The organism is uncultured Nisaea sp. (assembly GCF_963974195.1).
Lineage (GTDB): Bacteria > Pseudomonadota > Alphaproteobacteria > Thalassobaculales > Thalassobaculaceae > Nisaea.
On sequence record NZ_CAXBDC010000066.1, the window covers coordinates 1 to 26,556 of the forward strand.

Genomic DNA, 26,556 nt, shown 5'->3' on the forward strand with positions numbered 1-26,556 from the left:
CATGATTTCTGCACCATCTCCCTCTCCGATCTGCTGACACCGTGGGAGGCGATCCAGCAAAGGGTGAAAGCCGCCGCCGAAGGGGACTTCGTGATCTCCTTCTACAATCCGGTCTCGATGCGCCGCCGGACCCAGCTCGCCTATGCCCGCGACGTGCTGCTGCAGCATCGCCCGCCGGAAACGCCGGTGATCCTCGGCCGCTCGCTTGGCCGTGAGGAGGAGACGATCACCGTGACGACGCTGAAGGATCTCTCGGTCGATCAGGTCGACATGCTGACGCTGGTCATGGTCGGCTCCAGCGAGACCCGGTTCAACGGCAAACACGTCTATACCCCGCGCGGTTATGCCGGGAAGGCTGGCACCAGCATTCGGGCGGACAAGACTTCAGAGGCTGCACAATGACTGTCTATTTCATCGGCGCCGGACCCGGCGACCCGGACCTGCTGACTATCAAGGGCCGGGATCTGATAGCCCGCTGCCCGGTCTGCCTCTATGCCGGATCGCTGGTCCCCGAAGCCGTCGTCGCCCATGCGCCCGAGGGCGCCAAGGTGATCGACACGGCACCGATGACGCTGGACGAGATCCTGACCGATATCGAGGCAGCTCACGCGGCGGGGCACGATGTCGCCCGGGTCCATTCCGGCGACCCGTCGCTCTATGGTGCCATCGCGGAACAGATCCGCCGCCTGCGCGCCAAAAATATCCCGTTCGAGATCATCCCCGGCGTACCCGCCTATACGGCTGCCGCCGCCGCGCTGGAAACCGAGCTGACCCTGCCGGAAATCAGCCAGACGCTGATCCTGACCCGGACGACGATGCAATCGAGCGCCATGCCCGAGGGCGAGGAGCTGGAAGAACTCGGCCGCTCGAAAGCAACGCTGGCGATCCATCTCTCAATCCGCAATCTGCGCCATATCGAGCGCGCCCTGACACCGCATTACGGCGCGGACTGCCCAGTCGCCGTAATTTACCGGGCAAGCTGGCCGGACCAGCAGATCATCCGCGGCACGCTGTCGGATATCCGCGGAAAGGTCCGTGCGGCCAAGATCACCCGCACCGCGCTGATCATGGTTGGCCGCGTGCTGGGCGAGGAGAATTTTCGGGACAGTGCGCTCTATGATGCGGAACACACGCACATCCTGCGGCCGGAGGTTAAGGCGTAGCCCACACATATTCGTCTTCCCGGCCACCGAGCCGGGACCTTTGTGATCATGGAGCGGGTATGATCAAAAGGTGACAGAATCGTCCGAAAGATCCCGGATCGGGGTCCGGGAAGACGATCAATATGGCCCATGGAGCGTTGCCCCGCACTCCTCGGCCCAGCCGCCGATGCAGAACGCCATATCCACGAGTAACGGCCAAATTCCATATTTTTCATGCGGATATTGCAGACATCGCATGGGCGTGCGAGGTTTCTTTCCGTGGATGTCTGGCGATTAGGCTTCGTCTCTAAGCCATATCGCACAATCACCTGTAATGGCGCGGGGAATGAATATGGAGCAAAGCGCTGCCCGTCCGGATCGCGCTGCTTTCGGGATCGCCCTGATCCTGGCATCCGTTGTGGCGATGGCCTTTTGCGATGCCGTCGTGAAGCTGGTCAGCGCGGACCTCACCGTGTGGCAGATCTTCGTCACCCGGGCGATCGTGGCTCTGCCGGTCATGATCGCGATCATGCGCCGGGTTGGGCGCGGGTTCCGGCTCCATGCACCGAAATGGGCCCTGACCCGCACCGCGCTTCTGGTGCTCAACTGGCTGGTCTTCTACGCCTCGCTCCCCGTTCTCGATTTGTCGGTCGCCGCCGTTGCCCTTTATACCGCGCCGATCATGATCGCGCTGCTGTCTGCCCTGCTGATTGGAGAGCCGGTGACACGCCGCCAGTGGCTTGGCGTCCTGCTCGGATTTATCGGCGTGATCACCATTCTCAGACCCGGATCGGATGCCTTTTCCTGGTATATTCTAGGCCCGCTCCTCGGCGCCTTTCTCTATGCGCTGGCGATGGTTTTGACGCGCAGCAAATGCCAGGACGAGGCTCCGCTGGCGCTGGCCATCTCGTTGCAAGGCATGTTTCTGCTCACCGGCCTGGTTGCGACGGGCGCAATTACTCTCATCGCCCCCGGCCAGGAAATCAGGACGGCCTTTCCCTTCCTGCTGGGTGACTGGGGTACCATGGGTGTGCGTGAATGGGGTCTGATGGCGCTGATCGGACTTCTCGCCGGTGGGTACTTCACTGGCGTCGCCAAAGCCTACCAGATTGCCCCGCCCTCCATCATCGCGACGTTCGACTATGGATATCTGGTGTCGGCCGCACTGTGGGGCTTCGTCTTCTTCACCGAACAACCGGACCTTCTGACGGTGTGCGGTATGGTGCTGATCACGGCAGCGGGACTGCTCGTTGCGGCACCAAAGCGGAGAAGAACCCCGGCCGTCATCCCGGCCGGAGAGCCGGGACCCAGATGATCAAAGGGCTGTGCGCTCCATCCCTGGGTCCCGTTTTTCAACGGGATGACGACTAAAGAACGGTATCTACCCAGTTGAGGGCGCTCCCGGCATCCTCAACAATCTCCCCTTCCGGCAGCGGCGGGCGCTCCACCATTACCACCGGCATGCGGAGCGTCCGGGCGGCGAGGATCTTGCCGTAGGTGGCCGTGCCGCCGCTGTTCTTCGAGACGATCACGTCGATCTCGTTTTCTTTCAGGAATGCCTCCTCGTCCGCTTCCCTGAACGGCCCGCGCGCCAGTACCACCCGGGCACCCGGCGGCAGTTCAGCCTCATCCGGTTGCTCGACCGAGCGGACGACGTGGATGCAATTCATCAGATAGTGAAACGGCTCCAGCCCCTGCCGACCCACCGTCAGGAACACCGTCAGCGGATGAGTTTGCGACAGCGCATCCAGGCTCCCTGCCGCCTCCTCATAGTCCCGCGCGTGATGCCAGTTGTCACCGGGGGCCTGCTCCCAGGCCGGGCGCACCAGATGCAAGCATGGCGTTCCGGCCTCGAGCGCGGCTTTCGCGGCATTGGCCGAGATTTGCGCCGCATAGGGATGGGTCGCATCGACCAGCGCCGTGATGCCCTCGTCCCGGAGATAGGCCGCCAATCCTTCGGCACCGCCAAAACCGCCCGTCCGAATCGTGCAGTCCGGCAGCTTCGGGCTGCGGGTCCGTCCCGCCAGCGACAGCACGATCTCAAGATCCGGATGCGCCGTCTGAAGCGCTTCTACGAAAGCATTGGCGAGATCCGTCCCGCCAAGCACCAGAATACGCGCCATCCTCAAACCTCTCCCGCCGCGCCGACCAGATTGCCCTTGCGGTCGAACACCTCGACGATGATTTCCGTCTCCGTGCCCGCGACCATTGCCGCCGCCTCTGCACGGGCCAGCTCGCCAATCCGGTTAGCCAGCGGCAACCCGGCCTCCAGCGCCATGTTCAGAACCTCAAGAGCGGTGTTGGCGACCTTCGCCCGCTCGACCAAACCGGCATCGCCGCCCACCGCCGCAAGCTGTTCGGCCAGCCAGTCCATATCCACCTGACTGCGGCCGGAATGCAGATCCATATGGCCCTGCGCCAGCTTGGCCAGCTTGGCGAAGCCGCCGCCGATCAGCACTTTCGGCAAGGGATGACGGCGCAGATATTTCAGCATGCCGCCGACAAAATCGCCCATGTCCAGCAAGGCGGTCTCGTCCAGCCCATGTCGCCGAACCACTGCCGCTTCCGAGGTCGAACCGGTACAGGCGGCAACCAGCGGGAACCCACCAGCGCGGGCAACGTCGATGCCGCGATGAATGGAATGTATCCAGGCCGAGCAGGAGAACGGGATCACCACGCCGGTGGTGCCAAGGATCGACAAGCCGCCGACAATGCCGAGACGCGGGTTCCAGGTTTTTTTCGCCAGGGCCTCGCCACCCGGCACGGAAATCTCGATTTCGACATCGCCGCTGCCGCCATGGGCGCGGGCAACCTCCGCCACGACGCCGCGCATCAACTCGCGCGGCACCGGGTTGATCGCGGGCTCGCCCGGCGGGATCGGCAGGCCCTCACGGGTCACCATGCCAACGCCCTCGCCCGCCCTGAACACCACACCACTGCCGGGGGCGCCAATCCGCACCGTGGAGACGATGGTGGCAAGATGCGTCACATCCGGATCGTCGCCCGCATCCTTGACGATGGCGGCACTCGCCGCGTCATCGCCCAATGCTTCGCGGGCCAGAACAAAGTCGGGTCGCTCGCCCTTCGGCAGAAGAATGGAGACGGGATCGGGAAACTCACTGGTCAGCAGCGCCGTGTAGGCGGCCTTGGTCGCCGCCGTTGCGCATGCGCCCGTGGTCCAGCCTCTTCTCAGCGGTCCGTCCGGTTTTCTTGCCATGAAATCTCTTAACCGGTCCGGCGCCGCGCATCCATGTCGAAATCACGCGGCTTCGAGACGCAGCGGCAGTAGATCATCGTCTCGCCCGCCGGTATTTTCAGAATGAAACATCATCATCCGCACGCTGGAAAACCAGTCGGCGCGGGAGTAGTCTCGGAGCCATGACAAACGTGACAGATTTCGCCGCTGATTTCGCACCGGGCAGCGTCTGGCTGGTCGGTGCCGGGCCGGGCCATGCCGGGCTGCTGACCCTGCAGGCCCATGCCGCCATGCAGGCCGCCGACGTCATCGTCTATGACGCGCTGGTCAGCGAGGATATCCTGGCCCTCGCGCCCGCCGACACACCGCGCGAATATGCCGGCAAGCGCGGCGGCAAGCCATCACCGAAACAGGCAGACATTACATTGCGGCTGATCCAGCTCGCCAAGCAGGACTTGCGCGTGCTGCGTCTCAAGGGCGGCGATCCCTTCGTCTTCGGGCGCGGCGGCGAGGAGGCCCTGTCCCTCGTCCAGGCGGGTATTCCGTTCCGGATCTGCCCTGGCATCACGGCCGGGATCGGCGGGTTGGCCTTTGCCGGAATTCCGCTGACCCACCGGGACACCAACCACGCCGTCACCATGATCACCGGACACGATGCCACCGGCAATGTCACGGGGGTCGACTGGGACGCGGTCGCCAAGGGCAGCCCGGCGCTGATCCTCTATATGGCGATCAAGCATCTGGGCGCGATCGCGGACAAGCTGATGGCTGCCGGGCGCAGTGCGGATGAGCCGGTCGCGCTCGTCACCAATGCGTCGATGCCGGACATGCAGGTGCTGGAAACCACGCTTGGCCGGGCGGCGGAGGATATCCGTCTGCATGACGTGAAGCCGCCCGCCATCGTCGCCATCGGCGAGATCGTCCGGCTGCGTGCCGGGCTCGACTGGCTCGGTGCCGCCGCCGGCAAGAGCCTGGAGGCGGATCCCCTGCGCCTCGGCAAAACCGGCACACAGCAGACCGGATAAGTATGTGTCAAAGGGCCTGATCATCGCGGCGCCGGCCTCTGGCAGCGGCAAGACCACGATCGCGCTCGGCCTGCTCCGGGCGCTCCGGCGCAAGGGCATCGATGTCGCCAGCGCCAAGGTTGGCCCGGACTATATCGATTCCGCCTTCCATGCCGCCGCCACCGGCCGTCCCTGCGTCAATCTCGATAGCTGGGCAATGCGGCCGGAAACGCTGTCGACTGCGCTCTCTCCCGGACCGGCGCTCACGATTGTCGAAGGCGTCATGGGGCTGTTCGACGGCGCCCATCTGGGCAGCGCCCCCTCCCCTCTGGCCGACGGCTCGACGGCCAGCCTTGCGCGCCTTACCGGCTGGCCGGTGTTGCTGGTTGTCGATGCGGCCCGGCAGGCCCAATCCGTGGCCGCGCTGGCCGGCGGTTTTGCCCGGTTCGATCCGGATGTCCGGCTGGCGGGTGTGATCCTGAACAAGGTCGGCAGCGAGAAACACGAGGCCATGCTGCGCCAGGCGCTTGCCACCCCCGGACATGCCGTACTCGGCGCCGTCCGCTCGGACACACAGATCGCCCGTCCGAGCCGCCATCTCGGACTGGTTCAGGCGGGAGAACATCCCGATCTGGAAGGTTTTCTGGAAACCGCCGCCGACCGGATGGAAAAGGATCTCGCGCTCGATGCGATCCGGGACATCGCCTCGCCCGTATCGACCGGGTTCGGCACCGGCACCGCGAGCACTCCTTTACCGCCACTCGGCCAGCGAATTGCCATCGCCCAGGACGCCGCTTTTGCCTTCACCTACCCACATGTCCTCGACGGCTGGCGGCATGCGGGGGCGGAGCTTTCCTTCTTCTCTCCCCTCGCCGACGAAGCGCCCGCCCCCGGCGCGGACGCGGTCTATCTGCCGGGCGGCTATCCGGAACTCCATGCCGGGCGTCTCGCCGAAGCGGGACGGTTCCTTGACGGACTGAGAACAACAGCCAGGGACGGGGCAAAAATCTACGGTGAGTGCGGTGGCTACATGGTGCTTGGCGCGGCCTTGACGGATGCGGACGGCACCTCCCACCGGATGGCCGGGCTGCTGCCGCACGAGACCAGTTTCGCGGACCCGAAACGCCATCTCGGCTACCGGGCTGCGAACATGCTCGCCGATACTCCGCTCGGGCCGGCTGGCAGTCTTTGGCGCGGCCATGAATTCCATTATGCCGCTACAGTCGGGGCAACAGGCAGCGCGCCACTATTCCGGATCACCGATGCTTCTGGATCGGATCTTGGCGAGACCGGCGCGCGAATCGGGGCCGTCTTCGGCTCCTTCATGCACCTGATCGATCATGCGGATGCATGAAAGCGCCGCCCACGGCGATAGCCCGGGGCGCCTCACACAAACAAGTCTTTTCCTGAAATTCAGACCGGCGGCTTGCCGCTGATGATTTTCGTCTTGGCCTTCGGCTTGTATTTCGGCGCTGCTTTCGCTTCCGCTTTCTTCAGCGGAACGCCGAACAGTTCGAGGTGGTGATCCACCAGCTCGAAGCCGAGTTCGCGGGCGATATAGTCCTTCAGTGCCTCAAGTTCCTCGTTATAGAACTCGATCACATTTCCCGTCGTCACGTCGATCATGTGGTGATGATGGTCTTCCTCACCATTGATTTCCTCATAGCGCGCCCGGCCATCGCCGAAATCGCGCTTGGTGACGATATTCGCTTCCTCGAACAGCTTCATCGTCCGGTAAACGGTCGCGATCGAGATCGAACGGTCGATCTCGCGCACCCGTTCATGCAGGGACTCCACGTCGGGATGATCCTCTGCCTCGGACAGGACGCGCGCGATCACCCGGCGCGGCTCCGTCATCTTCAGTCCTTTTTCGAGGCACAGGGCCGCGACCCTGGATTCCATACTGGCTTCAGCCATTCCCTGACAACGCTCCGTATCCTGTCGGGACCACAGTCCGTTGGGGAGATTATACCAGCCCTACGGTCATGACAAACCAGCTTTCGGTCTGTCCCTCGAAGCATTGGCATCCCGGCCCGCGCAGCCCCCCGTCGAAGACCGGTTTTGCACCCCGAATCCAAGAATTGAATTTCTATTATATCCCATGCCCAGACAACAGACTGTGGCACGCGAAAGCACCATTACTGGCGAACCACGGAAGTCTCTGCAGGCTTTACACTGGCTAGGCCAAATTACCAGCGGACAGGCCACGCAATTTACTGCCCCCATTACAGATCGCTGCGAGTTTACCCGCAGCCGTATCGGGTCGAGGAACTGGACGATATTCGCTCTGTCTGACGCGGCACGCTGGCTGGTTTGATCCCCGGCACCCGGAATCTCTTGCCCGCCGCTAGGCAATTCCCGCCATTTTCAGGCACCGGACATAGCCGCCGCCCCGAAGCTCCACCTAAACGTCGCGCGATAAGTGTCTGGAGTCATGACGAGTCCCTCCGCAGGCACTGAAATTGCTCATACGATGGCATGGCAATTTCCCTTTCAGAGGTTGGCGCCACCGTACCCGGTCCCGTCGGCTCGCACATCGACACCGCCGATATGGACAGCCTGTACCGGCTGCCCCTCGGTCTGCTCCCACTCAAGACCATGGCTCTGAGGCGCCACTCCCTGATCAAGAACGCGCAGCTTCACGCGGTCGTGGAACTGTTCAAGGACAGTGGTTCCGGCAGCGGGCAGATCCAGCCGGACCACCTGCCCAACCATTTCAACTCCCAGGCTCCGGAGCTGATGAGCGACGTTGCCATCCTGAAACGCCTCGCCGCCATCGGCAGCTACGATGTCTACACCTTGCGCGTTGCGCTCCGGGAGCTGGATATCGGGTTCGAGAATTACGACGCGCTCCGGCTTTCCCCGGAGAAATACCGCGAGCTGACCCACTTCATGAAACAGTACACAAGGCCGATTATCCGCCGGCTTTTCGCCCGGGACGGTGCCGCGCTCGGCAGTTACGGAAATCTGGTCGAGTACCTGCGCAACCCGGATCGCGCCACGGTACTCGCCGAAATGGAGAAGCTTGCCGCCGATCTTGAGACCGATGTCGCCTCGATACCGCGTTTTCTCGAAAATTACGGCGATACCTTCCTCGGATTCTCCTACTTTCGCAGCTGCCTGACCGAATCGGAAAACCGCATCAGACATTTCCGCCCCTGGGTTCAGGAATTTCTCCGCTCGCCTGTCGCCCTCAGCAATCCCTCGCTCCAGAGCAGGGCGACGCACGCCATGCAGGCGCTGTACGGCATCGTCGAATCGGTCAAACAGAGGTTCGATCACTTCGACCAGAGCTCCAGCCATTTTTGGGAAGACCCGACAGCCGAGTCCTTCCAGGCATTGCGCGCGCAAATCGTGGAACAGCACAACGCGACCGGCAGCGTTCTGTGCGGGCTCGTGGTCAAACTGAATCTCTGGGAAGAACGATTCACCTCACGCGGGGGCAGCTTCCAACGTCGGCTCGAATTTCTTGAATCGGAAATTTTCCCGGGCCTGAACGCCCTTGCCGCCACGGAAAAAAGGACGGCTAACCGCTACCAGAACTAGGCCGGGTGCATACGTCAGAAACGGCCGGGACATATGGCGGGATCAGTGTCAGATACGGATGATTGCCGTCACCGTGGAAGCAAACCGGACGGCAAGCCGAATAGCCTTCCTGATTTTCCCCTTGCACCCATCGCCGGGACGTCCTAAGTAGCCGTTCCCGCGCAAGATATGCCGCAGTAGCTCAGGTGGTAGAGCACGTCATTCGTAATGATGGGGTCGGGGGTTCGAGTCCCTCCTGCGGCACCACTCCCCCGAACAAAAGCGCCCGGGGAAATCCACATCAGGATCCTGGAACAAGGATTTTCGGCGGTGCCGGAACCTTCATTCCCTGCGGCATGGCTGACGCCCGGGACGACGGGATCGGCATGATCATGGCGTATTCGCCCTCGGCCCGGATCTGGTTGAGGGCATTGGACAGCCAGCTCAGCTCCCGCCCGGCTCCGACCATCAGACGAACGAATGGTCCGGCGACAGTATCGACCTCGATAAAAAGCGGATCCTCGGCGGCGAGCAGTTCCGGGTATTCCGTGAGCAGCAGCTCCCATCCGGCAAGCGCAGCCTCATGCGTGCGATAGGAGGCCAGATGCAATCCCTTGCCGCCCGTCTGTTCCGGCCAGTTCAGCTCGCTGGTTCGTAATTCCAGACGTTCGAAGCGGGCAGAAGCACGCGCCTCCGCCGTCTCCTGGTCCGCATTCAGTTTGCTGACAGCCCTGAGAGCGGCATCGACATCCGCCCGGATTTCGGCAAGCTGCTCCGGATCAGCCGGCGCCGGGACGGATCGTCCTGTGGCGGCGGTACCGGCCATCGGACCCGCGCCAAGCTCGATCCGTTTTTCAAGCTTGCGGGCAACGATACTGAGATCGGTCTTCAGCCGTCCAAGCGTATTCTCCACTTCGGACAGGCGCGTATCACCGGTGTCTTTGGCAGCCACCGTTTCAGAAATCTTCTCGTCGATATACTGGCGGCGGCGGGGGCCGCGCTCCGCTTCGACCTGATCGATCTCATCCCGAACATATGCACGGACCCGAAGTTCTTCGCTGCCGCTGCCAAAAAGGTCACCGAGACCGCATCCGCCGAGTGCGAGTAAAAGAGACACGGCACAAATATGGGTAAATTTCATCGGGTTCCTCAACGGACCTACAATATCTTGTGGAATCATAGCAGAGACACGACGCTCTGAGAATCCCATGTCTTTCAGTCTGTTTTTTTCCGGCATTTCGCAACGCTTTTACGTATCCGCGCACACCCGGCATTGCCCATGCAACCGGTCAGTCTCTAAGCTGCCTGAAGTGAAACCGAGGAATTTCCGCCATGCCCAAATACACGCCCGGTCCGTGGAGGATGAATACAAGCGGTGAGCTCTGGTCCTATGCGCGCGGCAACGCTCCGGCGCAAATAGGTTCCATGAGCTGGTCCTGCGATGCGCTGGAGCGTCAGGGGAATGCGCAGATGGTCGCCGCGTCGGCGGATCTTTGCGAATGCCTGGACGAAGTCATGCTGCTGATTTCCCAACCGGAAGTCGCCAATGCCATTCTCGAGTCCGAAAGGCTGAAGACACGCGCCCAGCTCATTCTGGAGAATGCCCGCGCGGTGCTTTCGGAGACAACCGGCCGCGACCTGCCGGAATGGCCCCAGCGCGACGAAGCCGACACACGTCTCGACGGCTGACGTCATGGATCTGAGAGCATTCATAAGAGCTGTCGCCGACAGCGAAGTGACGGACTGGACGCCAATCCTGCGACCGACCTTCCGCCACCGCTTCGAGCCCAGGATTAATGCAAAGGGAGAGGAGATCGGGCTGGCCGCGGACCAGCATGATCTGCATCTGACCTTCCTGAAGGATATCCGCATCACGATGGCCTACGGCATGGTCGAGAACGCGAACTATCAGGTGCCTTCGCCCAACCGCTTCGCCAGCGAGAATGCCCGCACGCACCTGCTCGATTGTTTCTGGGAGGGCCGTCTGGCCTTTCGCGAGACCATCATCAATGTCGGACGGAACCGCTGCCTGCTGCCGCTTCCCGCCGAATGGACGGAAACCGGCATGGAAATCCCCGTCCTGCGCTACGGGCTGGCCAGACTGATCCACGAGCTGGCGGGACCACCCACCATTTTCGATGAATATTTCAGCCTGTCGGGGATGCAGCGGGTTAATCGCCGTTGGCCATAAGGCGCTAGGCAAGCAGCCCCGGGGACAGACTCAGAACAGCTTCTGGAAATTACCGCCCGCGTAATGCAGCAGGTAGATCGTGCCAAGCCCGCCGCCAAGAATAAGAACCAGAAGCAGCGTGACCTTGATGGCCATCGCGTAATCGCCCTTCGTGTTCTTCCCTTTTTTCCCGCGTGCGGGTGCCGGCCGCAAGACAGCGGCGGCTGCGGAAGGAGCAGGCTGTTCCGCCGCTTGCGGTTGCGCCTTCTCCCGGTTCACCTTCGAGGTGGTGTCGAACACCACGATTTCCTTGCCGTTTCCGGTCGCCGGATCGTAGGTATCCTTGATCACCTTGACGGCCTGGAACTGCTTCTCGCCGTGCAATGACTTCGCGACATCAATGGCGGTATCGCGGTCCGGATAGGTCGAATCAACCGCCCAGTTTCCGCTTTTAAGCGTGTGCACCTCGTAAAGGGTCTGAACCGACATCGCCACCAAGTCCCAAACTCAAAAAACAACCGTACCGGAAATCCGGCGCAGCGCGTTTATATATAAATTAATCTTGATGACCGGTTAACGGCCATCTGAAAACCCCGAGAATCAAAAAGGCCGCGCCGGAAAATCCGGCGCGGCCTCCTCAACTGGAACCTGCAAACTATTCGCGATTACCGAACAGTTGCAGCAGGAACATGAACATGTTGATGAAGTCGAGATAGAGCTGCAGAGCACCCATGATCGACTTCTTGGTCGCGACCTCGTGGCCGTCCGACTCCATGTACATATTCTTGATGTTCTGGGTGTCGTAGGCGGTCAGACCCGCGAAGATCAGCACACCGGCGGCGGAGATCAGGAACTGCAGGCCGGTCGATGCCAGGAAAATGTTCACGACACTGGCGATAACCAGGCCGATCACGCCCATGAACAGGAACGAGCCCATGCCGCTGAGGCTGCGCTTCGTGGTGTAGCCATAGAGGCTGAGACCGGCGAAGGACGCGGCGGTGATGAAGAACACCCGCACGATGCTTTCGCCCGTGAAGACCAGGAAGATGCTGGCGAGCGAAAGGCCCATCGCACCGGCATAGATGTAGAAGGTCGTCCGGGCGGCGGATGCCGACATGGACCGGATGCGAGCTGCCAGGAAGAACACCATGCCAAGCGGGGCCAGCATGATCACCCACTTCAGCGGTGAGGCGAAGATCAGCTGCGCGAAGGCCGGCGAACTCATCGCCAGGATATTCGTTCCGAGCGCGATGAAGCCCGTCAGCGCCAGGCCGATGGTCATGTGATTGTAAACGCCGAGCATGTAATTACGCAGGCCGACGTCGATATGTGCGGCCTCCGCCTCGGCGGCAGTCATGTGTTTGCGATCCAAGTTCATGTCTCACTCCCAATGAGCCGAAGGTCAAAAAAACAGGTCAAAGAAGAAGTAATGAACGATGACCGGCTTTTCAACTGAAACCGGATTGGAAATCGCAAGACTTGCGATTCCATCAGGAATCGCCCAAATGACATGACAGTTTTACGCCATTTTGAATGAAAGTCCGGTCATGGTCGATCTCGGAGAGCTCAAACCCCTCTTTCGCGACAATAGCGAGGCCGAATACGAGCTGGACCTGCGCGGTCTCGACATGCCTCATGCGATCGCTTCCACCGAACGCATGCTGGAGCGGAACCGTTTCCGTACACCACGCTCCGTCCGCATCCTGATCGACGCGCCCGACGGCGAAGGAAGCACCAGCCATTTTCAGCCCATCGGACGATTGCTGCTCGATTCCCGGAAAGAAGGTATCCTGACCGGGATGTCGACCCTGCCGCCGGACGATGCGCTCGGCTTTCATATCGTGACAACCGGCAAGCCAGACGCAGAGGAAGACGACAGCGCGGATGGCGCGACGGAACCGGAGGGAGAAAACGTGTGAGCAGCCTGGCGGACCGGACGGCGGATTATCTCGAAACCCTGGCCCGCCTGATCCGCGAAGCCAGCGTGACCGACCATGCGGGCCAGCCAAAGACGCTCGGCGATGGCTTCGCGGAATTCCTCGCGCGCGGCCGCGCCGTCCATGATGCCGGCAACAAGCTGATCTTCATCGGCAATGGTGCAAGTGCCTCAATGGCTTCGCATTACGCTCTCGACCTCACCAAAAACGGCGGCATACGCTCTCTTGCGATCACCGACCCCGCCATGCTCACAGCCCTGATCAATGATCTCGGCGGTGATGCAATCTTCGCTGAGCAGATCGGCTTCTATGCCCAGCCGGGCGATATCCTCGTTGCCATCAGCAGCAGCGGCTCCTCGCCGAACATCCTGAAAGCGGTCGAGCGGGCACGGGCTGCGGAATGTTCCGTCATCACCTTCTCCGGCTTCGCCCCGGACAACCCGCTGCGGCTGTCAGGCGACCTGAACTTTCATGTCGCCGGTGACGAGTACGGCTTCGTCGAAACCGCCCATGCCACACTGATCCACGCCATCATCGACCTGTCTCTCGGCTGGGGCACGGCCGAAGACCGCAATCCCGGCGCGCTGAAACGGCGCCGGACAGCGGATGCGGCGGAATAAGGACCCGAGAGCCCTTACCGCCCGAGAGCCCTTACCGATAGCGCCCGTGCCGCTCCAGCACCTCGATCTTGTAGCCGTCCGGATCCTGCACGAAGAAGAACCGCGCCATCAACGCGCCCTCGCGGTAAAATTCCTTTACCTCGGTCGGGTTCAGCCCCTCGCCGGCAAACCGGTTGTGCTCCGCCGCCGCGTCATCGACGCAGAAGGCGATATGCCCGTATCCGTCCCCATGGCTGTAGGGTTCCGTCCGGCCCTTGTTCAGGGTCAGCTCGACCTCGAAATCCGCCTCTTCGTTCCGGAGATAGACCAGAGCGAAATCCTCGAAATCGAAACGGTCGGCCTCGTTGAGTCCGAAAGCCGTCTGGTAGAAGGCAATGGACCGGTCCAGATCGAGCACCCGGACCATGGTATGAAGTGCTTTCGCCATTTGTCTTTTCCCTCATCTCGAAAATATCGGAACAGCCAGCGGCATAGGCCAACCAGTAAAGCAGCGACACATCCCTGTGAAGCCCGGCCTCAGGCGCTTGTCTCCATCGGGCAGAACGCCGTATTCGAAACCTCCCCGCCCGTTCGCGAAGGATATCCGCTCCATGCAGACAGTCGCCGTGCCGAAGGCCACCCTTACCTGGTCCCTGTTTCTCCTGCGTCTCGGCGTCGGCCTCGTGCTCGGCATGTGGGTGCTGAACAAGTTCGTGAATCCGGCCGGCGCATCCGCTGTGCTGCAGCATTATTACGGCGGCCCCGGGATCGGTCCCGGCATCTCCTACGCGCTCGGCGCCGTGCAGGGCTTCATCGTGCTGGCCTTCCTGATCGGCTCCCGCAAACGCCTGGCGACCGCACTGGTCTTCCTCATGCATCTCGGCTCCACCCTCGCGCCGGTTGCGAACTATCTCGATCCCTGGACCGTGCCAAACCTGTTGTTCTACGCCGCATGGCCGATGCTGGCGGCAATCACGGCACTGTATCTGCTGCGCGACTACGACACGCTGTTCTCGATGGAGGCCGTGCCGGAAGCAGAGCCGGAGAACAAACCCTGACGCCGTCATCAGGCCGACAGAGGTAACGACACAATATCCTGAATTTTATTCCGTAAAATTATCTGCCGCCGGGTCAGGCGGCACGCATCTTGCTTTTGGTTAATGGCATCCGCGAACAGCCGGCAATGGCTGCGGCGCGTCATTGAAACCCGTTCGGAAAGACCAGTCCGGCCAGGATATCAGAGGCAGCGATGATTACCGCTTTAAGCACTTACTCCCAGAGCGTTCTGACCCAGCTCTTCGCCACTCCCACTGTCGATGAGCAGGACACCAAAACCACAAGCGCACGCTCCCGGCAGGCCGACACGCCCGGGATTATCCGGGACGTGGTCGAGATTTCTCCTGAGGCGCAAAGCCTGCTGGAAGCGGAGCAGGCCAGGGAGGCCGCGCTTGAAGAGCGAACCAGCTATTTCGAGCAGTTCCGGCCGACGCGTGAAGGTTTCTCCGCCCGCAATCTGGCACTTGGCATTGCCGACCCGAGCGCCCAGCCCTTCTCCCAGGAACGTCCTTTCGAGGAAGTTGCCACCGCAGCCCGCGAAAACCTCGACGCGAAATATGCCGCCATGCAGGAGAGCGGCGCGCCCTACAGCAGCAACAGCTTCGAAGGTGTGGACACCTACTCCCTGTTCGGTGACCTCGACCGGCGCGCGCTTTATGCCGTTGCCAGCAATGAAGGCGGCCAGTTCACGGAAGACGAGCAGTCGATGGCGCGGGACCTCATGATTGGCCAGCAGGGCATGGCCATGGGCCTCTATCACGGCCCGACCCGCCTCAACGGCGAATTCACGGAACGCTTGTTGCCGGATCATGAGCAGAAATACAAGGACGGCATCGCCTATCTCGATCAGGTCAGCATCGAGGAAAAAGCGACATCCGTTGAATGGGCTTATAGCCGTGCCGCCGTACAGCGCGGTTACGAGAACGCAGTCGAGGCACGCGGCGGCATTGCCGAGAATACCGCGTCCGGCCACCCGCTGGTGACGCTCATCCGCGCCGCGTTCGACTCATGGGAAGATCATCCCGGCATGATGCAGCGGGGCAATATCGAGGACGCGGACGATCTCAGAAGGCAGGAATGGTTCGCGCCCTTTACCGACCGGCTCGACCGGACGATTGCCGAAACGCGGGAGCTGTATGGCGTCGAGGCCTGATAGCAGGCCCGCGCCTCAACCCGTCACATAACGCTCCCACCCGGACTTGCGCAGATCGCAGGCCGGGCAATCGTCGCAGCCGTATCCCCACTCATGCAGCACCGTCCGGTCGCCGCGATAGCAGGTATGGCTCTCCCGCCGGATCAGCTCCACCAGCGCCTCGCCGCCGAGCCCCTCGGCCATCTTCCATGTCGCCGCCTTGTCCAGCCACATCAGCGGCGTGTGCAGCACATAGCGCTTGTCCATGCCAAGGGTGAGCGCGACCTGCAACGCCTTGATGGTATCGTCACGGCAGTCCGGATAGCCGGAATAATCGGTCTCGCACATCCCGGCGATAATGTGCTTCGTGTCCCGGCGATAGCCGACCGCCGCCGCCGTGGTCAGAAACAGCAGATTGCGGCCCGGCACGAAAGTATTCGGCAGCCCCGCCTCGGTCATCTCGATCTCCTTGTCCCGGGTCAGCGCGGTGTCGCTGATCGCGCCGAGCAGCGAGAGATCGATGAAGTGATCCTCCCCGAGCTTCCCACCCCACTCCGGAAAGCGCTCCTTCAACGCCGCGATAAAGGCCGTCCGCACCTCAAGCTCGACCGCATGGGTCTGCCCGTAATCGAAGGCGATGGTCTCGACATGGTCGAACCGGTCCAGCGCCCAGGCAAGACACGTCGCCGAATCCTGCCCGCCGGAGAAAAGAACCATCGCTGTTTCGGTCATGGAGTACCTGTCTGTGTATCGTGAGCGCCAAAGCCCTGAGACACGGCAATATAGGCCGCACGTCAAGTCTCGTGCGCCTTCCCGGGTCTTATCCGAAGAGGTGACGGCAGACGACAGTGCCGATGGCGACAATTGTGAGGAAAACGGTCGGGTAAAAAGTCAGCGCGAAGCCGAAAGCCCGCGCCGGCGCTCCGCCCGCATAACCCACGGCGAACAGAATCCGGCCGATGACAAACATCAACGCCGCCACCGGCACCGCCGCATACCAGCCCGGGTCCGTGACCGCGGTCCAGACCAGATGCGCGATGACGGCGATCACCGTCTGCTCCAGCGTGTTCTGCAAAATCGCCTGATAAACCCGCGCCCGCTCCGTCGCCGATGTCAGCCCACCGCCATCGATATCGGCCGGAGTGAAAAACCGGTGACGCGCCAGATTGCCAATGGACAAGACGAGACACAGCAGGACCAAAGAGTCCCATCCGAGGGTGAGGGCAAACCGGTCAATCAATGGCGTAAGAGGCGTGAAAATCACCGGCGGCCAGATGATCACTGCCGTCAGAAGAACGATGGTGATCGCCAGAGCGATCAGCATGTTGCGCAGGACGCCACGTTGCTTGTCATCGAGTGCCATGATCACATCTTAGCACGTCCGGCAGGTATCGGGCGCCCTTACCGTGAAGCCATCGACCGGCAGGCAGGCAGGAAAGCCGGGCGGCATTAAGCCCTGTGTCGCTTAATTCCCTTCCATTCATCCCGGTCACACCACCAGTCGTCACCCCGGCGCAAGCCGAGGTCCAGAGGATCATAGGGCGGTACACTTCATACCTGGGTCCCGTTTTTCAACCGGGTTGTTAGTTCAAAATGTATTTACATGTTGTTCCCTTCCGAAGACTTCGGAAGGCCGAAAATAAGTAAGTCAACCACGAATTCCGAAGAAAAACTTGAAACGAAGCGCCGGAGAGGAACATTCAGGGATCAAATCTCGTGCGTATAAATTCGCCGTAATCTCGGGAACTAAGTAGTGTGTTCCTTCAATTATGTCCCTTCAATTTTCAAGACACGTCGCTGCCTCGGTTATTCGAGTATCAAATTTTCTCAAACCAGGATTTATCTACAGTGACTTCTTCTATGAGCTTTGTTCTTACACCGAGCTCATACTGCTTAAGTAAATCGCATAAACGATCACCGTCTATTAGATCAATCGCTATGGCACCATCCCGCGTCGCTTCTTCCGATGCCTGTTGCGTAAAATTTCCAGTAGTTATGAATAAACCTTTGTCAGCACGACCTTGGAGCCCGCCGCGAAAATCGCGAATTTCTTGCGCGCCGACACTGCCTTTCCATCGCTTACATTGAAACAAAACTTGGAACGATACGAGATTCACGCGAAGTATACCGATCCCATCAATCCCTCCATCACCGGACTTTCCCCGAACCTCAACCTTTGTGAACCCCGCTTCTCGAAGCAGGCGCTGTGACAATCGTTCAAAGGCGCTGGGGTCCATAGATCTAAGAGACGACAGCAAAATTGCATTCCAACTTGCAACTTCAAGACTGTCTCTCTCTTCTTCTAAATTGAAGTTAGTGTCCGTCTCCACTTTTTTAATTTTTGCCGCTGCATGACGCTTCTGTCGTGCACGCTCTCGCTCTTCGTCATTAACCTGCTTTTGAATAGCTCTCGTTTGCTCAATTTGGCTTATTGATTCACCAAAATCTGTTAGCGCCCAAACGCCTCGTGACGAGTTTTCAAGCGCACCTCCTCGCTTAAGAAAAGTTCGAGACCACGCCAGATAATAATTCAATCTAGGGCGGGGGTCTGTGCCGGACATTGTGAAGGATTGTTCAGCTTCAGAAAGTTCCTCAAGCTCGGCGACTTTTTCATCGAGTTCATGGATCGAGGCAGAGCCTCCCATGCTCTTCAAGGCCTCGACGGTTGCCAGCATCATAGCAGGCAAGTCTGGATAACCTTCTTGCTCGATTGAAAATCTTGCCGACACAGAACTCTCCCCAACTTATCAAAACTGGGGTAACTTTACCCGAGATAGGTGAAATAAAAAAAACCTATTCAGCCGAATATTTCAGCCTATTCGACAACCCGTATTATAGCGGATTACAAATAAAACAGCAGAATATAGAATTTCTACCCGGCACTCGCCGCCGCAATCGCCGCGATCCGGTCTTTCTTCCGCAGCCGCTCGCTCGCCGACTTCAACTGCCCGCAGGCGGCGAGAATATCCCGTCCGCGCGGGGTGCGTACCGGTGAGGCATAGCCCGCCTTCAGAACCACCTGGGCGAACTTCTCGATGGTCTCGTCGTCGGAGCATTCATATTCGACGCCGGGCCACGGATTGAACGGGATCAGGTTGATCTTGGCCGGGATATCCTCGATCAGCTTCACCAGCGCGCGGGCGTCATCCAGGCTGTCATTCACGCCTTTCAGCATCACGTATTCGAAGGTGATGCGGCGGGCATTGTTGACGCCGGGATAGGTCCGGCAGGCGTCGAGCAGGTCCTTGATCGGGTATTTCTTGTTGATCGGCACCAGCTTGTTGCGGATCTCGTCGGTCACCGCATGCAGCGAGACCGCGAGGTTCACGCCGATTTCTGCGCCACAGCGCTCCATCTCGGGAACGATGCCAGAGGTCGACAGGGTGATGCGGCGCTTGGACAGGCCAAGGCCCTCGCCATCCATGGCGATCATCATGGCGCGCTTCACATTGTCGAAATTATACAGCGGCTCGCCCATGCCCATCAGCACGATGTTGGTCAGCTTGCGGTCGCTCTGCGCCGTCGGAAAACCGCCGAGCCGGTCGAGCGCGACCAGGATCTGGGCGACCATTTCGCCGGACGTCAGGTTGCGGACAAGGCGCTGGGTGCCGGTATGGCAGAAGGAACAGGTCAGTGTGCAGCCGACCTGGGAGGAAATGCAGAGCGTGCCCCGGTCGTCGTCCGGGATGAACACGGCCTCGGCCTCGTTCCCGTCGTCGAACTTCAGCAGCCATTTCGCGGTGCCGTCCTCGCTCCACTGCTCGCGGGTGATCTCGGGGCGGCCGATCTTGTAGTGGGTGGCCAGCTCCTCGCGCAGCGGTTTCGCCAGCGTCGTCATCTCGGCGAAATCGGTGACGCCCTTGTGGTAGATCCAGTGCCAGATCTGACCCGCTCGGAATTTCGGCAGGCCAAGCGTCTTCAGCTCTTCAATGAGCTGCTCACGGTCAAGGCCCACCAGGTCCCTGGCGGCAAGGTCCGCGGCGGCGAGATCTTTCATCGCCGGCTGATCGGAGGCGGCGGAAGCTGAGATGGCATGTGTCGACATGGGCGGTAAAATGCGTGCAAGAAGGTGCAAAGGCAAGCCGAATCGGCGGAAAGCAGCCATGCTGCAACCGCGTATCTCGCGCGTCCCGGAAGGGAGAGGAGAAGCGTCACGCGGGCCGTGACGCTTCGATCCGGGCCGGAGCCTACTTCCCGCACTTCCCGTCGATCAGCTTCTTGGTCGCGGTGAAGCCGCTGAGGGAATAGGTGTCCGCCGTCTTGGTGCCGCGCGAGGACACACCGCTCACCGTCATCTTGCTGCCCTTTATCATCGCCGCCACGATGGAGCTGTCCGTCCTGGCATCCGGTGCCCAGGCCCGGTCCTTGTCGGTGAAGAGCGAGAATTTCTGCCCGCCGATTTCGACCTCGACCTCGCTATCGGTCTTGTAGGCGTAGCCGGTGACGATACTGAACTCGCCCTGGCTGTCCGCGTCCGGGTGATGGGTAACCAGCGCGTAAATGTGGCCGCGCTTCGAATAATTGCCTTCGGCCTTGGTTGGCGTACTCGCCATGTAACAGACCGTCTTGCCGCCACTTTGATAGGTGTAGGCAATCCAGTCGCTGTTGCGGCCGATGGTTTGCGGCTCCTGTGCGGAAGCCATGGTGGTCGCGCCGACAGCAAGGGCGAGACCGAGCAAAAGCAAGCGGAAGTGCGTCATGGTGATTGAGCCAGCCATTCCGGTTTTCATATATAAGGTTTTGGATGCCATCCCGGCGGCGAATATTCAATGCAAAGAATGTGGCGGGATTGAGAAGTCGGCAGGAAATCGAGAAATTTTCCGGCCGAATGATCCACTCCCGGGCTGCCAGCGTATCTTCAGCGTCATGTTAGAGCAAGCCACCCCCGCACGCGCCCACCCCATGCTTGAGTCCCGATGCTTCGGGGCGGTACAACCAGATCAGGCACGCAAGAGGATGGACCGGCTTTCCTTGGACATGACGCATGACGACCTGATCGAAGCCATTGCCGGGAGCCAGGACAAAACGGCTTTCCGGCAGCTCTTCGAACATTTTGCACCGCGCCTGAAATCGTACCTCCTGAGACTCGGTGCGGACGCGGCAATGGCGGAAGATGTCGCGCAGGAAGCGATGGTCATGGTCTGGCGCAAGGCTGCGAGCTTCGATCGCAGGCAGGCTGGCGCGAGCACATGGATTTTCACCATCGCCCGGAACAAGCGGATCGACCGGCTGCGCCGCGAGAAACGCCCGGAGCTTGATCCGGACGATCCCGGCCTGATCCCGGCGGCGGAACCCGCGCCGGACCGGTCTCTGCAGGATGGCCAGGCACGGCAGCGCATTGCTTCCGCCATGCGGGTCCTGCCCGACGAGCAGGCGGAGCTGATACGCCGCGCCTTTTTTGATGACGAGCCCCACAGCCGGATCGCGGAGGAAAGCGGTCTGCCCCTGGGAACGGTTAAATCACGCATCCGTCTGGCCCTGACCCGGCTCAGGCACGAGATGAAGGATTTTGAGTAACGATGGCTGAAGCAAAACCCGACCGCGACAGCAGCTCCGGCGAGGACCTGTTGCTCGATTATGCAAGCGGCGCACTGGCCGAGCCGGTCTCGGTGCTCGTTGCCACGATGCTCGCCCTGCGTCCGGACCTGCGCCGGACCGTCTCCGAAATGGAGGAAGTGGGCGGTTATCTGCTGGAAGAAATCGAGCCGGCGGCACTCTCCGACGATGCCTTCGATAACGTGCTGGCGCTGATCGACGGGGATGACATCCCGGCGAATGATATCCTGGCCCCGGCCGCCAACGACGATGCCATTACGGCATTCGATGAAGCGACACGCGCCACCGTCCCGGAGCCGCTCCGCAGCTACCTCGGAAAATCACTTTCCGGCCTCTCCTGGCGCAAGCTCGGACCGGGTATCGAGGAATACCGGTTACCGGTGACGGACAAACGCTTCGAGATATCAGTATTCCGCTTCGGCCCCGGCCGCACAGTCCCCACGCACAGCCACGAAGGCAGCGAGCTGACCCTGGTTCTGGACGGTGCCTTCAGCGACACCACGGGCCGGTATGGGCGCGGCGATCTGGCGGTGAACAACGAAGAAAACCATCACGCACCGGTCGCCGACGCCAGGGATGGCTGCCTCTGCCTTTCGGTCACCGGCGGCCCGCTGCGTTTCAGCAATCCCCTGATCCAGTTGTACAACCGGATCACACGGGGCAGAGCCTAGCTCTCGCTCTCCGCAGCCTTTGCAGCCGCAGCTTGCCGTTTGCGCTCTTTCCGGACCCAGAGCGGCGGCCCGAAGCTCGGGACTTTTTCCGGCTGGGGTTCCGTCGGTCCGCCCGGCATCACCGGGCGGCGGGCGAAATTGCCGGTGGATTGCAGCCGGTCATACATGACCAATGCTCCGGCAAGCCCGACATTGAGCGAGAATTTGGTCGGGATCTTCACGATATGATCGCAGCGCGCCACCATCTCCTCGGAGAGGCCGCCACGCTCCGGGCCGAGCACATAGGCAGCGATCTTCGGATGATGAAAACTCGGCAGCTCGACGGCGTCGTCGGTGATCTCGATACCGACCAGGGCGCAGCTCTTCGGCAGCAGCATGGTGCCGACCGTATCGAACTCATAGAACGGCAGGCTGCCTGCCGTGCCGGACGTGTCCGTCTGCTTGAGCTCATGCACCGAAAGCGCCGCCTGGACGCTGAACACAAAACTGGCGCCGAAAGCGTGCGCCGTTCTGTAGATCGCGCCGACATTGCGGGATTTGCTGATCCCTTCGACGCCCATTCCGAAATATCCTCGCATGGCGTCTCTGTTGCACAAACCCGTGCTCCAAGGCAAGTTGCCTTGAACGTCAATTCACCGGCCGCGAGAGCCGGGAAAGCCATGATAGATCAGGAGACGCCTCATGAGCCCGGACAGCCTTGCCGCTGACGACCGTATCGTGCGCACCCATATCTCGGAAGTCGATGCGGCTCCCCTGCTCATCGAAATCACCCGCGGCGACATGGTGGAATCCGTGCATCGCGGGATCGTTTCCGTCGTCGATGCAAAGGGCAAGGATGTGCTGTCCCTCGGCGATATAGAACGGCCGACCTACCCGCGCTCCGCCATCAAGCCCTTCCAGACCCTGCCGGTGATCGAAAGCGGCGCGGCCGATGCCTTTAATCTGAGCGAGGCGGAAATCGCGCTGTGCTGTGCGTCCCATCGCGGCGAGCCGATTCACACGGACAAGGTGGTTCCCTGGCTCGACCGTCTCGGCCTCAGCGTCGATAATTTGGAATGCGGCCCGCAACTGCCCTTCCATGAAACATCCGCGCATGCGTTGATCAGGGCCGGGACCGAGCCGACACGCGCCCATAACAATTGCTCCGGCAAGCATTCCGGCATGCTGACCACCGCCGTGCATCTGGGCGAGCCGGTCAAGGGCTATACGGAAGCGGATCATCCCGTGCAGACCCGGCTGATCGACCTGATCGGGGAGATGGGCGAGATGGATCTCTCCCGGACCGCACGCGGTGTCGATGGCTGCGGCATTCCGGTTTTCGGCGCTCCCCTGCGCGGCATCGCCTATGCCATGGCACGCCTCGCGGCGCCGGACGCACTCGGCGCCGACCGGGCAGCCGCCTGCCGCCGGATCGTCAAAGCCTGCGCCAACAATCCGCTGATGCTTTCCGGCACCGGCGCCTTCAATTCCGTTGTGCTGGCAGAGACCGGCGTGACCTGCCTGCTCAAGGGCGGGGCCGAGGGCTATTACACGGCGGCGCTGCCGGAAAAAGGTCTCGGCGTTGCGATCAAGATCGACGATGGCGCGGGTCGGGCCGCCGAAGCCGCGGTCCTTGCCGTGCTCATCCGGCTCGGCGTGATCGATGATGCACAGAAGGCCCGTATCGAGGCCGCATGCTCGCCGGAGGTCCGGAACTGGGCCGGACGGCTGGTCGGGTTCATCCGGCCGACGCCCGCCTTCTGAGAGGCTCCATAAACGCTCTGGTAATGACCACTGGCCACGGAACCTGCTTCGGGCAAATATAATTTAACGATATTTAAGCGATCTTGGCTTCTTATCGTCCGGTGGATAATTAGGATCCGGCGCCATGGTGAGCTTCGACAGTGATCAGCCAGCAAATCTCGAGGGCCACTCTGTTGGCCTCGAAGGGCAGTACACGCACGATCACGATACGGTCGAAACCCGCTCGATCGACCTGCAACGCGCCAGTCAGGGCGGCCTTAGCGCCCTCTCCTCCGATTTTCTCGGCTTCACCTGGACGACGACGATCAATTATTCGTTCGACGTGTCGTCCCTGGGGTACAGCAGCCTGGATGCCACCTATCAGGCACAGTTCGAAGCTGCGATGGCGACATGGACAAACGTTGCCGACATCACGTTTGTTGAGACCGACGCCGCCTCGGCTGACTGGGTGATCGCCTGGGAGCCGTCTTCGGATGGCACCGGCGGCGTTCTTGGAACCGCCTATTATTCGGATGTCGGGTCCGACGGCGAGATGGTGTCGGGGACGGACACCGTCACCATCTTCATGGACAGAGCGGATACGGAATATTTTTTCACGACAGCCATTCACGAAGCGGGGCACGGGCTGGGGCTCGACCACATCAATCACACGTCCTCGATCATGTCCTCCTATCTCGACACCTCGCTCTCGACCATCACTGCCTACGATATCGAAGTCATCCAGTCTCTCTATGGCGTGACAGGATCGACAGTCAGCACAGCGATCATCGGCAGCGCCGACGCGGACAGTCTGTTCGGCACATCGGCGGCGGATGTTATCCGCGGCTATAGCGGCAGCGATCTGATCTCCGGCGGCGCCGGCGACGATCTGATGTACGGCAACAAGAACACGGACTACCTCGTCGGCGGCTCTGGTGCGGATACCATTTATGGTGGCCAGAACGATGGTCCCGAAAGCGGCGCCCCCCTCGCCTTGCGCGAAGGGGTCGATACCATTTTCGGCGGAGACGGGGACGATATCCTCTACGGAAATCACGGCAGCGACCTGATCTTCGGTGACAGCGGCGCGGATACGATCTTCGGCGGGCAGGATTCCGATACGATCTCCGGCGGTGCGGGGTACGACGATCTCTATGGCAATCTGGGAGCGGATAAATTCCTCTATTCCGCAAGCAATGAAGGCTGGGATTACATCCACGGCTACGCATCGGAAGATGCGATCCAGCTCTCGGGCGGCGTCACCGCGACAAGCGTCACGGTGGACAGTTTCGGCGATACCGTGATCAACCTCAGCAGCGGCACCCGGATCGACCTGATCGGCTATTCTGACTCCAGCAGTGTCACTTTCGAGGTCGTGTAGGCCCCTTCCAGCCGGTTTTCATGCATTTTTTCTTTGCGGGCCGCCCTCTCGCACGCTAGGAGATGCCGCGCGCGAAATTCCGAAAAGATTGAACAGCCATGCATCGCTATCGCAGCCATACCTGTCACGATCTCCGCATCGATCATGTCGGTGAAACGGTCCGCCTGTCCGGCTGGATCCACCGCCGCCGCGATCACGGCCAGCTGGTCTTCATCGACCTGCGCGATCATTACGGTCTGACCCAGTGCGTCGTCGATATCGAGGACGAGACTTTCAAGACGGTCGAGAAGCTGCGCGTCGAGAGCGTGGTGACGATCACCGGCCGCGTGGTCAAGCGTACCGACGAGACGATCAACGACAGGCTGCCGACCGGCCATATCGAACTTCGTATCGACGAGATCGAGGTGCAGTCCATCGCCGACGTGCTGCCGCTGCAGGTCAATGCGGATGAGGATGCCGGCGAGGATACCCGCCTGCGCTACCGCTTCCTGGACCTGCGCCGCGAGCGCATCCACAACAACATCATGCTGCGCAGCAAGGTGATCTCCTCGATCCGCCGCCGCATGACCGATCAGAACTTCATGGAGTTCCAGACTCCGATCCTGACCGCTTCCTCGCCGGAAGGCGCGCGCGACTTCCTGGTACCGTCGCGCCAGCATCCGGGCAAGTTCTACGCCCTGCCGCAAGCGCCGCAGCAGTTCAAGCAGCTGATCATGGTTTCCGGCTTCGACCGGTATTTCCAGATCGCTCCCTGCTTCCGTGACGAGGACAGCCGCGCCGACCGCTCCCCGGGCGAGTTCTACCAGCTCGATGTGGAGATGAGCTTCGTCGAGCAGGAAGATGTCTTCCAGGCCATCGAGCCGGTCATGGCGGGCGTGTTCGAGGAATTCTCCGACTGGAAGGTGCCGGGTCCGTTCCCGCGCATCCCTTACAAGGAGTCGATGCTCAAATACGGCAACGACAAGCCGGACCTGCGCATTCCGTTCGAAATCTCCGACGTCACCGAGATCTTCCGGGACAGCGATTTCGCCGTTTTCGCCAAGGTCATTGCCGGTGGCGGTGTGGTCCGCGCCGTGCCGGGACCGAAATGCGGCAGTCGGGCAATCTGCGACCGGATGAACAGCTGGGCCCAGGGCGAAGGCGCGCCGGGCATGGGTTACATTATCTTCGGTGACGGCGAGGCCCGCGGCCCGATCGCGAACCGCCTGACGCCGGAAAAGATCGCGGAGCTGAAAGCGCAGACCGGCATGGGCGATGGCGATGCCATCTTCTTCTCCGCCGGCAAGGAAAGCGAAGCCGCCAAACTGGCCGGCACCGCCCGCGTGAAACTCGGCAACGATCTCGATATCGTCGAGAAGGACACGTTCCGCCTTTGCTGGATCGTCGATTACCCGATGTTCGAGCTGGACGAAGCGACCGGCAAGATCGACTTCTCGCACAACCCGTTCTCCATGCCGCAGGGCGG

The 26,556-nt window shown here is 61.1% G+C and carries 30 protein-coding genes and 1 tRNA gene; 18 read left to right on the forward strand and 13 right to left on the reverse strand.

From position 1 onward, the window contains the following. The 3 genes from AAC126_RS14620 to AAC126_RS14630 all read left to right on the forward strand — a co-directional run. A partial coding sequence (locus tag AAC126_RS14620; RefSeq protein ID WP_339854542.1) for a precorrin-3B C(17)-methyltransferase occupies positions 1-402 on the forward strand: 402 nt, incomplete at its 5' end. Beyond that, on the forward strand, positions 399-1,163 hold the full coding sequence (gene cobM, locus AAC126_RS14625; RefSeq protein ID WP_339854544.1) for a precorrin-4 C(11)-methyltransferase: 765 nt from the start codon (positions 399-401) through the stop codon (positions 1,161-1,163). The genes AAC126_RS14620 and cobM, both read left to right, overlap by 4 nt. Before the next feature lie 331 nt (positions 1,164-1,494). Further along, positions 1,495-2,457, forward strand: coding sequence for a DMT family transporter (locus tag AAC126_RS14630; protein ID WP_339854545.1), 963 nt, complete (start codon positions 1,495-1,497; stop codon positions 2,455-2,457). Positions 2,458-2,509: 52 nt separating this feature from the next. On the opposite strand, the gene AAC126_RS14635 is transcribed toward AAC126_RS14630, so the two are convergent. Beyond that, positions 2,510-3,265 (reverse strand): cobalt-precorrin-6A reductase, encoded by a 756-nt coding sequence (locus tag AAC126_RS14635; RefSeq protein ID WP_339854547.1) that lies wholly within the window; start codon positions 3,263-3,265, stop codon positions 2,510-2,512. A 2-nt stretch (positions 3,266-3,267) separates the two neighbouring features. Next, on the reverse strand, positions 3,268-4,359 hold the full coding sequence (locus AAC126_RS14640) for a cobalt-precorrin-5B (C(1))-methyltransferase (protein WP_339854548.1): 1,092 nt from the start codon (positions 4,357-4,359) through the stop codon (positions 3,268-3,270). 161 nt (positions 4,360-4,520) lie between these two features. Between AAC126_RS14640 and cobA the strand changes: the two genes are divergently transcribed. Together cobA and AAC126_RS14650 are read left to right on the forward strand one after the other, a co-directional pair. After that, a complete protein-coding gene (cobA, locus tag AAC126_RS14645; RefSeq protein ID WP_339854550.1) occupies positions 4,521-5,363 on the forward strand; it encodes a uroporphyrinogen-III C-methyltransferase in 843 nt (280 codons plus the stop codon). Positions 5,364-5,367: 4 nt separating this feature from the next. Beyond that, entirely contained in the window at positions 5,368-6,696 is a 1,329-nt protein-coding gene (locus tag AAC126_RS14650; RefSeq protein WP_339854551.1) for a cobyrinate a,c-diamide synthase, read from the forward strand. 59 nt (positions 6,697-6,755) lie between these two features. Here the strand turns inward: AAC126_RS14650 and AAC126_RS14655 are convergent, their stop codons facing one another. After that, positions 6,756-7,244, reverse strand: a complete 489-nt coding sequence (locus AAC126_RS14655; protein WP_339854588.1) for a Fur family transcriptional regulator — start codon at positions 7,242-7,244, stop codon at positions 6,756-6,758. Between the two features lie 576 nt (positions 7,245-7,820). Between AAC126_RS14655 and AAC126_RS14660 the strand changes: the two genes are divergently transcribed. Both AAC126_RS14660 and AAC126_RS14665 read left to right on the forward strand, forming a co-directional pair. Beyond that, the gene (locus tag AAC126_RS14660) at positions 7,821-8,888 is read left to right on the forward strand and encodes a hypothetical protein (RefSeq protein WP_339854553.1); all 1,068 of its coding nucleotides are present in this window, start codon (positions 7,821-7,823) and stop codon (positions 8,886-8,888) included. 170 nt (positions 8,889-9,058) lie between these two features. Beyond that, a tRNA-Thr gene (locus AAC126_RS14665) sits at positions 9,059-9,134 on the forward strand. A gap of 34 nt (positions 9,135-9,168) precedes the next feature. On the opposite strand, the gene AAC126_RS14670 is transcribed toward AAC126_RS14665, so the two are convergent. After that, positions 9,169-10,008: a hypothetical protein gene (locus tag AAC126_RS14670; protein ID WP_339854555.1), complete on the reverse strand. Its 840-nt coding sequence runs from the start codon at positions 10,006-10,008 to the stop codon at positions 9,169-9,171. A gap of 191 nt (positions 10,009-10,199) precedes the next feature. On the opposite strand from AAC126_RS14670, the gene AAC126_RS14675 reads away from it, so the two are divergent. Beyond that, positions 10,200-10,556 carry a hypothetical protein gene (locus AAC126_RS14675; protein WP_339854557.1) on the forward strand — a complete coding sequence of 119 codons (357 nt, stop codon included), beginning with the start codon at positions 10,200-10,202 and terminating at the stop codon, positions 10,554-10,556. Positions 10,557-10,560: 4 nt separating this feature from the next. Beyond that, positions 10,561-11,058, forward strand: a complete 498-nt coding sequence (locus AAC126_RS14680) for a hypothetical protein (protein WP_339854558.1) — start codon at positions 10,561-10,563, stop codon at positions 11,056-11,058. A 30-nt stretch (positions 11,059-11,088) separates the two neighbouring features. Here AAC126_RS14680 and AAC126_RS14685 read toward each other — a convergent pair whose 3' ends face one another. Then, the gene (locus tag AAC126_RS14685) at positions 11,089-11,526 is read right to left on the reverse strand and encodes a hypothetical protein (RefSeq protein WP_339854560.1); all 438 of its coding nucleotides are present in this window, start codon (positions 11,524-11,526) and stop codon (positions 11,089-11,091) included. Between the two features lie 166 nt (positions 11,527-11,692). Beyond that, on the reverse strand, positions 11,693-12,415 hold the full coding sequence (locus AAC126_RS14690) for a Bax inhibitor-1/YccA family protein (RefSeq protein ID WP_339854562.1): 723 nt from the start codon (positions 12,413-12,415) through the stop codon (positions 11,693-11,695). A 169-nt stretch (positions 12,416-12,584) separates the two neighbouring features. On the opposite strand from AAC126_RS14690, the gene AAC126_RS14695 reads away from it, so the two are divergent. Together AAC126_RS14695 and AAC126_RS14700 are read left to right on the forward strand one after the other, a co-directional pair. Beyond that, on the forward strand, positions 12,585-12,956 hold the full coding sequence (locus AAC126_RS14695; protein WP_339854564.1) for a hypothetical protein: 372 nt from the start codon (positions 12,585-12,587) through the stop codon (positions 12,954-12,956). After that, complete coding sequence (locus AAC126_RS14700; RefSeq protein ID WP_339854566.1) at positions 12,953-13,594, forward strand: SIS domain-containing protein; 642 nt, start codon at positions 12,953-12,955, stop codon at positions 13,592-13,594. The genes AAC126_RS14695 and AAC126_RS14700 overlap by 4 nt, the downstream gene beginning before the upstream one ends. 31 nt (positions 13,595-13,625) lie before the next feature. Here the strand turns inward: AAC126_RS14700 and AAC126_RS14705 are convergent, their stop codons facing one another. Further along, entirely contained in the window at positions 13,626-14,021 is a 396-nt protein-coding gene (locus tag AAC126_RS14705) for a VOC family protein (protein ID WP_339854567.1), read from the reverse strand. Positions 14,022-14,184: 163 nt separating this feature from the next. On the opposite strand from AAC126_RS14705, the gene AAC126_RS14710 reads away from it, so the two are divergent. Further along, positions 14,185-14,631: a hypothetical protein gene (locus AAC126_RS14710; protein WP_339854568.1), complete on the forward strand. Its 447-nt coding sequence runs from the start codon at positions 14,185-14,187 to the stop codon at positions 14,629-14,631. A 191-nt stretch (positions 14,632-14,822) separates the two neighbouring features. Next, positions 14,823-15,782 carry a hypothetical protein gene (locus AAC126_RS14715; protein ID WP_339854569.1) on the forward strand — a complete coding sequence of 320 codons (960 nt, stop codon included), beginning with the start codon at positions 14,823-14,825 and terminating at the stop codon, positions 15,780-15,782. 15 nt (positions 15,783-15,797) lie between these two features. Here AAC126_RS14715 and queC read toward each other — a convergent pair whose 3' ends face one another. From queC to AAC126_RS14740, 5 genes are all read right to left on the reverse strand, one after another. Continuing rightward, positions 15,798-16,493, reverse strand: coding sequence for a 7-cyano-7-deazaguanine synthase QueC (gene queC / locus AAC126_RS14720; RefSeq protein ID WP_339854571.1), 696 nt, complete (start codon positions 16,491-16,493; stop codon positions 15,798-15,800). 88 nt (positions 16,494-16,581) lie between these two features. Beyond that, positions 16,582-17,124: an MAPEG family protein gene (locus tag AAC126_RS14725; protein WP_339854573.1), complete on the reverse strand. Its 543-nt coding sequence runs from the start codon at positions 17,122-17,124 to the stop codon at positions 16,582-16,584. Positions 17,125-17,578: 454 nt separating this feature from the next. Then, on the reverse strand, positions 17,579-18,490 hold the full coding sequence (locus AAC126_RS14730; protein ID WP_339854575.1) for a restriction endonuclease: 912 nt from the start codon (positions 18,488-18,490) through the stop codon (positions 17,579-17,581). A 143-nt stretch (positions 18,491-18,633) separates the two neighbouring features. After that, positions 18,634-19,758: a 23S rRNA (adenine(2503)-C(2))-methyltransferase RlmN gene (gene rlmN, locus AAC126_RS14735; protein WP_339854590.1), complete on the reverse strand. Its 1,125-nt coding sequence runs from the start codon at positions 19,756-19,758 to the stop codon at positions 18,634-18,636. A 190-nt stretch (positions 19,759-19,948) separates the two neighbouring features. Then, entirely contained in the window at positions 19,949-20,479 is a 531-nt protein-coding gene (locus AAC126_RS14740; RefSeq protein ID WP_339854576.1) for an invasion associated locus B family protein, read from the reverse strand. A gap of 259 nt (positions 20,480-20,738) precedes the next feature. On the opposite strand from AAC126_RS14740, the gene AAC126_RS14745 reads away from it, so the two are divergent. Both AAC126_RS14745 and AAC126_RS14750 read left to right on the forward strand, forming a co-directional pair. Continuing rightward, positions 20,739-21,278, forward strand: a complete 540-nt coding sequence (locus tag AAC126_RS14745) for a sigma-70 family RNA polymerase sigma factor (protein WP_339854578.1) — start codon at positions 20,739-20,741, stop codon at positions 21,276-21,278. Positions 21,279-21,280: 2 nt separating this feature from the next. Further along, positions 21,281-21,988, forward strand: a complete 708-nt coding sequence (locus AAC126_RS14750) for a ChrR family anti-sigma-E factor (RefSeq protein WP_339854580.1) — start codon at positions 21,281-21,283, stop codon at positions 21,986-21,988. On the opposite strand, the gene AAC126_RS14755 is transcribed toward AAC126_RS14750, so the two are convergent. Beyond that, positions 21,985-22,566, reverse strand: a complete 582-nt coding sequence (locus tag AAC126_RS14755) for an RNA methyltransferase (RefSeq protein WP_339854582.1) — start codon at positions 22,564-22,566, stop codon at positions 21,985-21,987. The genes AAC126_RS14750 and AAC126_RS14755 overlap by 4 nt on opposite strands. A gap of 103 nt (positions 22,567-22,669) precedes the next feature. On the opposite strand from AAC126_RS14755, the gene AAC126_RS14760 reads away from it, so the two are divergent. The 3 genes from AAC126_RS14760 to aspS form a co-directional block, all read left to right on the forward strand. Continuing rightward, entirely contained in the window at positions 22,670-23,731 is a 1,062-nt protein-coding gene (locus AAC126_RS14760) for an asparaginase (RefSeq protein WP_339854584.1), read from the forward strand. 124 nt (positions 23,732-23,855) lie between these two features. Then, complete coding sequence (locus AAC126_RS14765; protein ID WP_339854585.1) at positions 23,856-25,091, forward strand: matrixin family metalloprotease; 1,236 nt, start codon at positions 23,856-23,858, stop codon at positions 25,089-25,091. A gap of 98 nt (positions 25,092-25,189) precedes the next feature. Next, the coding region (aspS, locus tag AAC126_RS14770) for an aspartate--tRNA ligase (RefSeq protein WP_339854587.1) at positions 25,190-26,556 on the forward strand (1,367 nt) is incomplete at its 3' end.

Coding starts and splice junctions, on each gene's coding strand:
- cobM (WP_339854544.1), top strand. CDS start 399: ATGACTGTCTATTTCATCGGCGCCGGACCCGGCGACCCGGACCTGCTG.
- AAC126_RS14630 (WP_339854545.1), top strand. CDS start 1,495: ATGGAGCAAAGCGCTGCCCGTCCGGATCGCGCTGCTTTCGGGATCGCC.
- AAC126_RS14635 (WP_339854547.1), bottom strand. CDS start 3,265: ATGGCGCGTATTCTGGTGCTTGGCGGGACGGATCTCGCCAATGCTTTC.
- AAC126_RS14640 (WP_339854548.1), bottom strand. CDS start 4,359: ATGGCAAGAAAACCGGACGGACCGCTGAGAAGAGGCTGGACCACGGGC.
- cobA (WP_339854550.1), top strand. CDS start 4,521: ATGACAAACGTGACAGATTTCGCCGCTGATTTCGCACCGGGCAGCGTC.
- AAC126_RS14655 (WP_339854588.1), bottom strand. CDS start 7,244: ATGGAATCCAGGGTCGCGGCCCTGTGCCTCGAAAAAGGACTGAAGATG.
- AAC126_RS14660 (WP_339854553.1), top strand. CDS start 7,821: ATGGCAATTTCCCTTTCAGAGGTTGGCGCCACCGTACCCGGTCCCGTC.
- AAC126_RS14670 (WP_339854555.1), bottom strand. CDS start 10,008: ATGAAATTTACCCATATTTGTGCCGTGTCTCTTTTACTCGCACTCGGC.
- AAC126_RS14675 (WP_339854557.1), top strand. CDS start 10,200: ATGCCCAAATACACGCCCGGTCCGTGGAGGATGAATACAAGCGGTGAG.
- AAC126_RS14680 (WP_339854558.1), top strand. CDS start 10,561: ATGGATCTGAGAGCATTCATAAGAGCTGTCGCCGACAGCGAAGTGACG.
- AAC126_RS14685 (WP_339854560.1), bottom strand. CDS start 11,526: ATGTCGGTTCAGACCCTTTACGAGGTGCACACGCTTAAAAGCGGAAAC.
- AAC126_RS14690 (WP_339854562.1), bottom strand. CDS start 12,415: ATGAACTTGGATCGCAAACACATGACTGCCGCCGAGGCGGAGGCCGCA.
- AAC126_RS14695 (WP_339854564.1), top strand. CDS start 12,585: ATGGTCGATCTCGGAGAGCTCAAACCCCTCTTTCGCGACAATAGCGAG.
- AAC126_RS14705 (WP_339854567.1), bottom strand. CDS start 14,021: ATGGCGAAAGCACTTCATACCATGGTCCGGGTGCTCGATCTGGACCGG.
- AAC126_RS14710 (WP_339854568.1), top strand. CDS start 14,185: ATGCAGACAGTCGCCGTGCCGAAGGCCACCCTTACCTGGTCCCTGTTT.
- AAC126_RS14715 (WP_339854569.1), top strand. CDS start 14,823: ATGATTACCGCTTTAAGCACTTACTCCCAGAGCGTTCTGACCCAGCTC.
- queC (WP_339854571.1), bottom strand. CDS start 16,493: ATGACCGAAACAGCGATGGTTCTTTTCTCCGGCGGGCAGGATTCGGCG.
- AAC126_RS14725 (WP_339854573.1), bottom strand. CDS start 17,124: ATGGCACTCGATGACAAGCAACGTGGCGTCCTGCGCAACATGCTGATC.
- rlmN (WP_339854590.1), bottom strand. CDS start 19,758: ATGAAAGATCTCGCCGCCGCGGACCTTGCCGCCAGGGACCTGGTGGGC.
- AAC126_RS14740 (WP_339854576.1), bottom strand. CDS start 20,479: ATGGCTGGCTCAATCACCATGACGCACTTCCGCTTGCTTTTGCTCGGT.
- AAC126_RS14745 (WP_339854578.1), top strand. CDS start 20,739: ATGACGCATGACGACCTGATCGAAGCCATTGCCGGGAGCCAGGACAAA.
- AAC126_RS14750 (WP_339854580.1), top strand. CDS start 21,281: ATGGCTGAAGCAAAACCCGACCGCGACAGCAGCTCCGGCGAGGACCTG.
- AAC126_RS14755 (WP_339854582.1), bottom strand. CDS start 22,566: ATGCGAGGATATTTCGGAATGGGCGTCGAAGGGATCAGCAAATCCCGC.
- AAC126_RS14760 (WP_339854584.1), top strand. CDS start 22,670: ATGAGCCCGGACAGCCTTGCCGCTGACGACCGTATCGTGCGCACCCAT.
- AAC126_RS14765 (WP_339854585.1), top strand. CDS start 23,856: ATGGTGAGCTTCGACAGTGATCAGCCAGCAAATCTCGAGGGCCACTCT.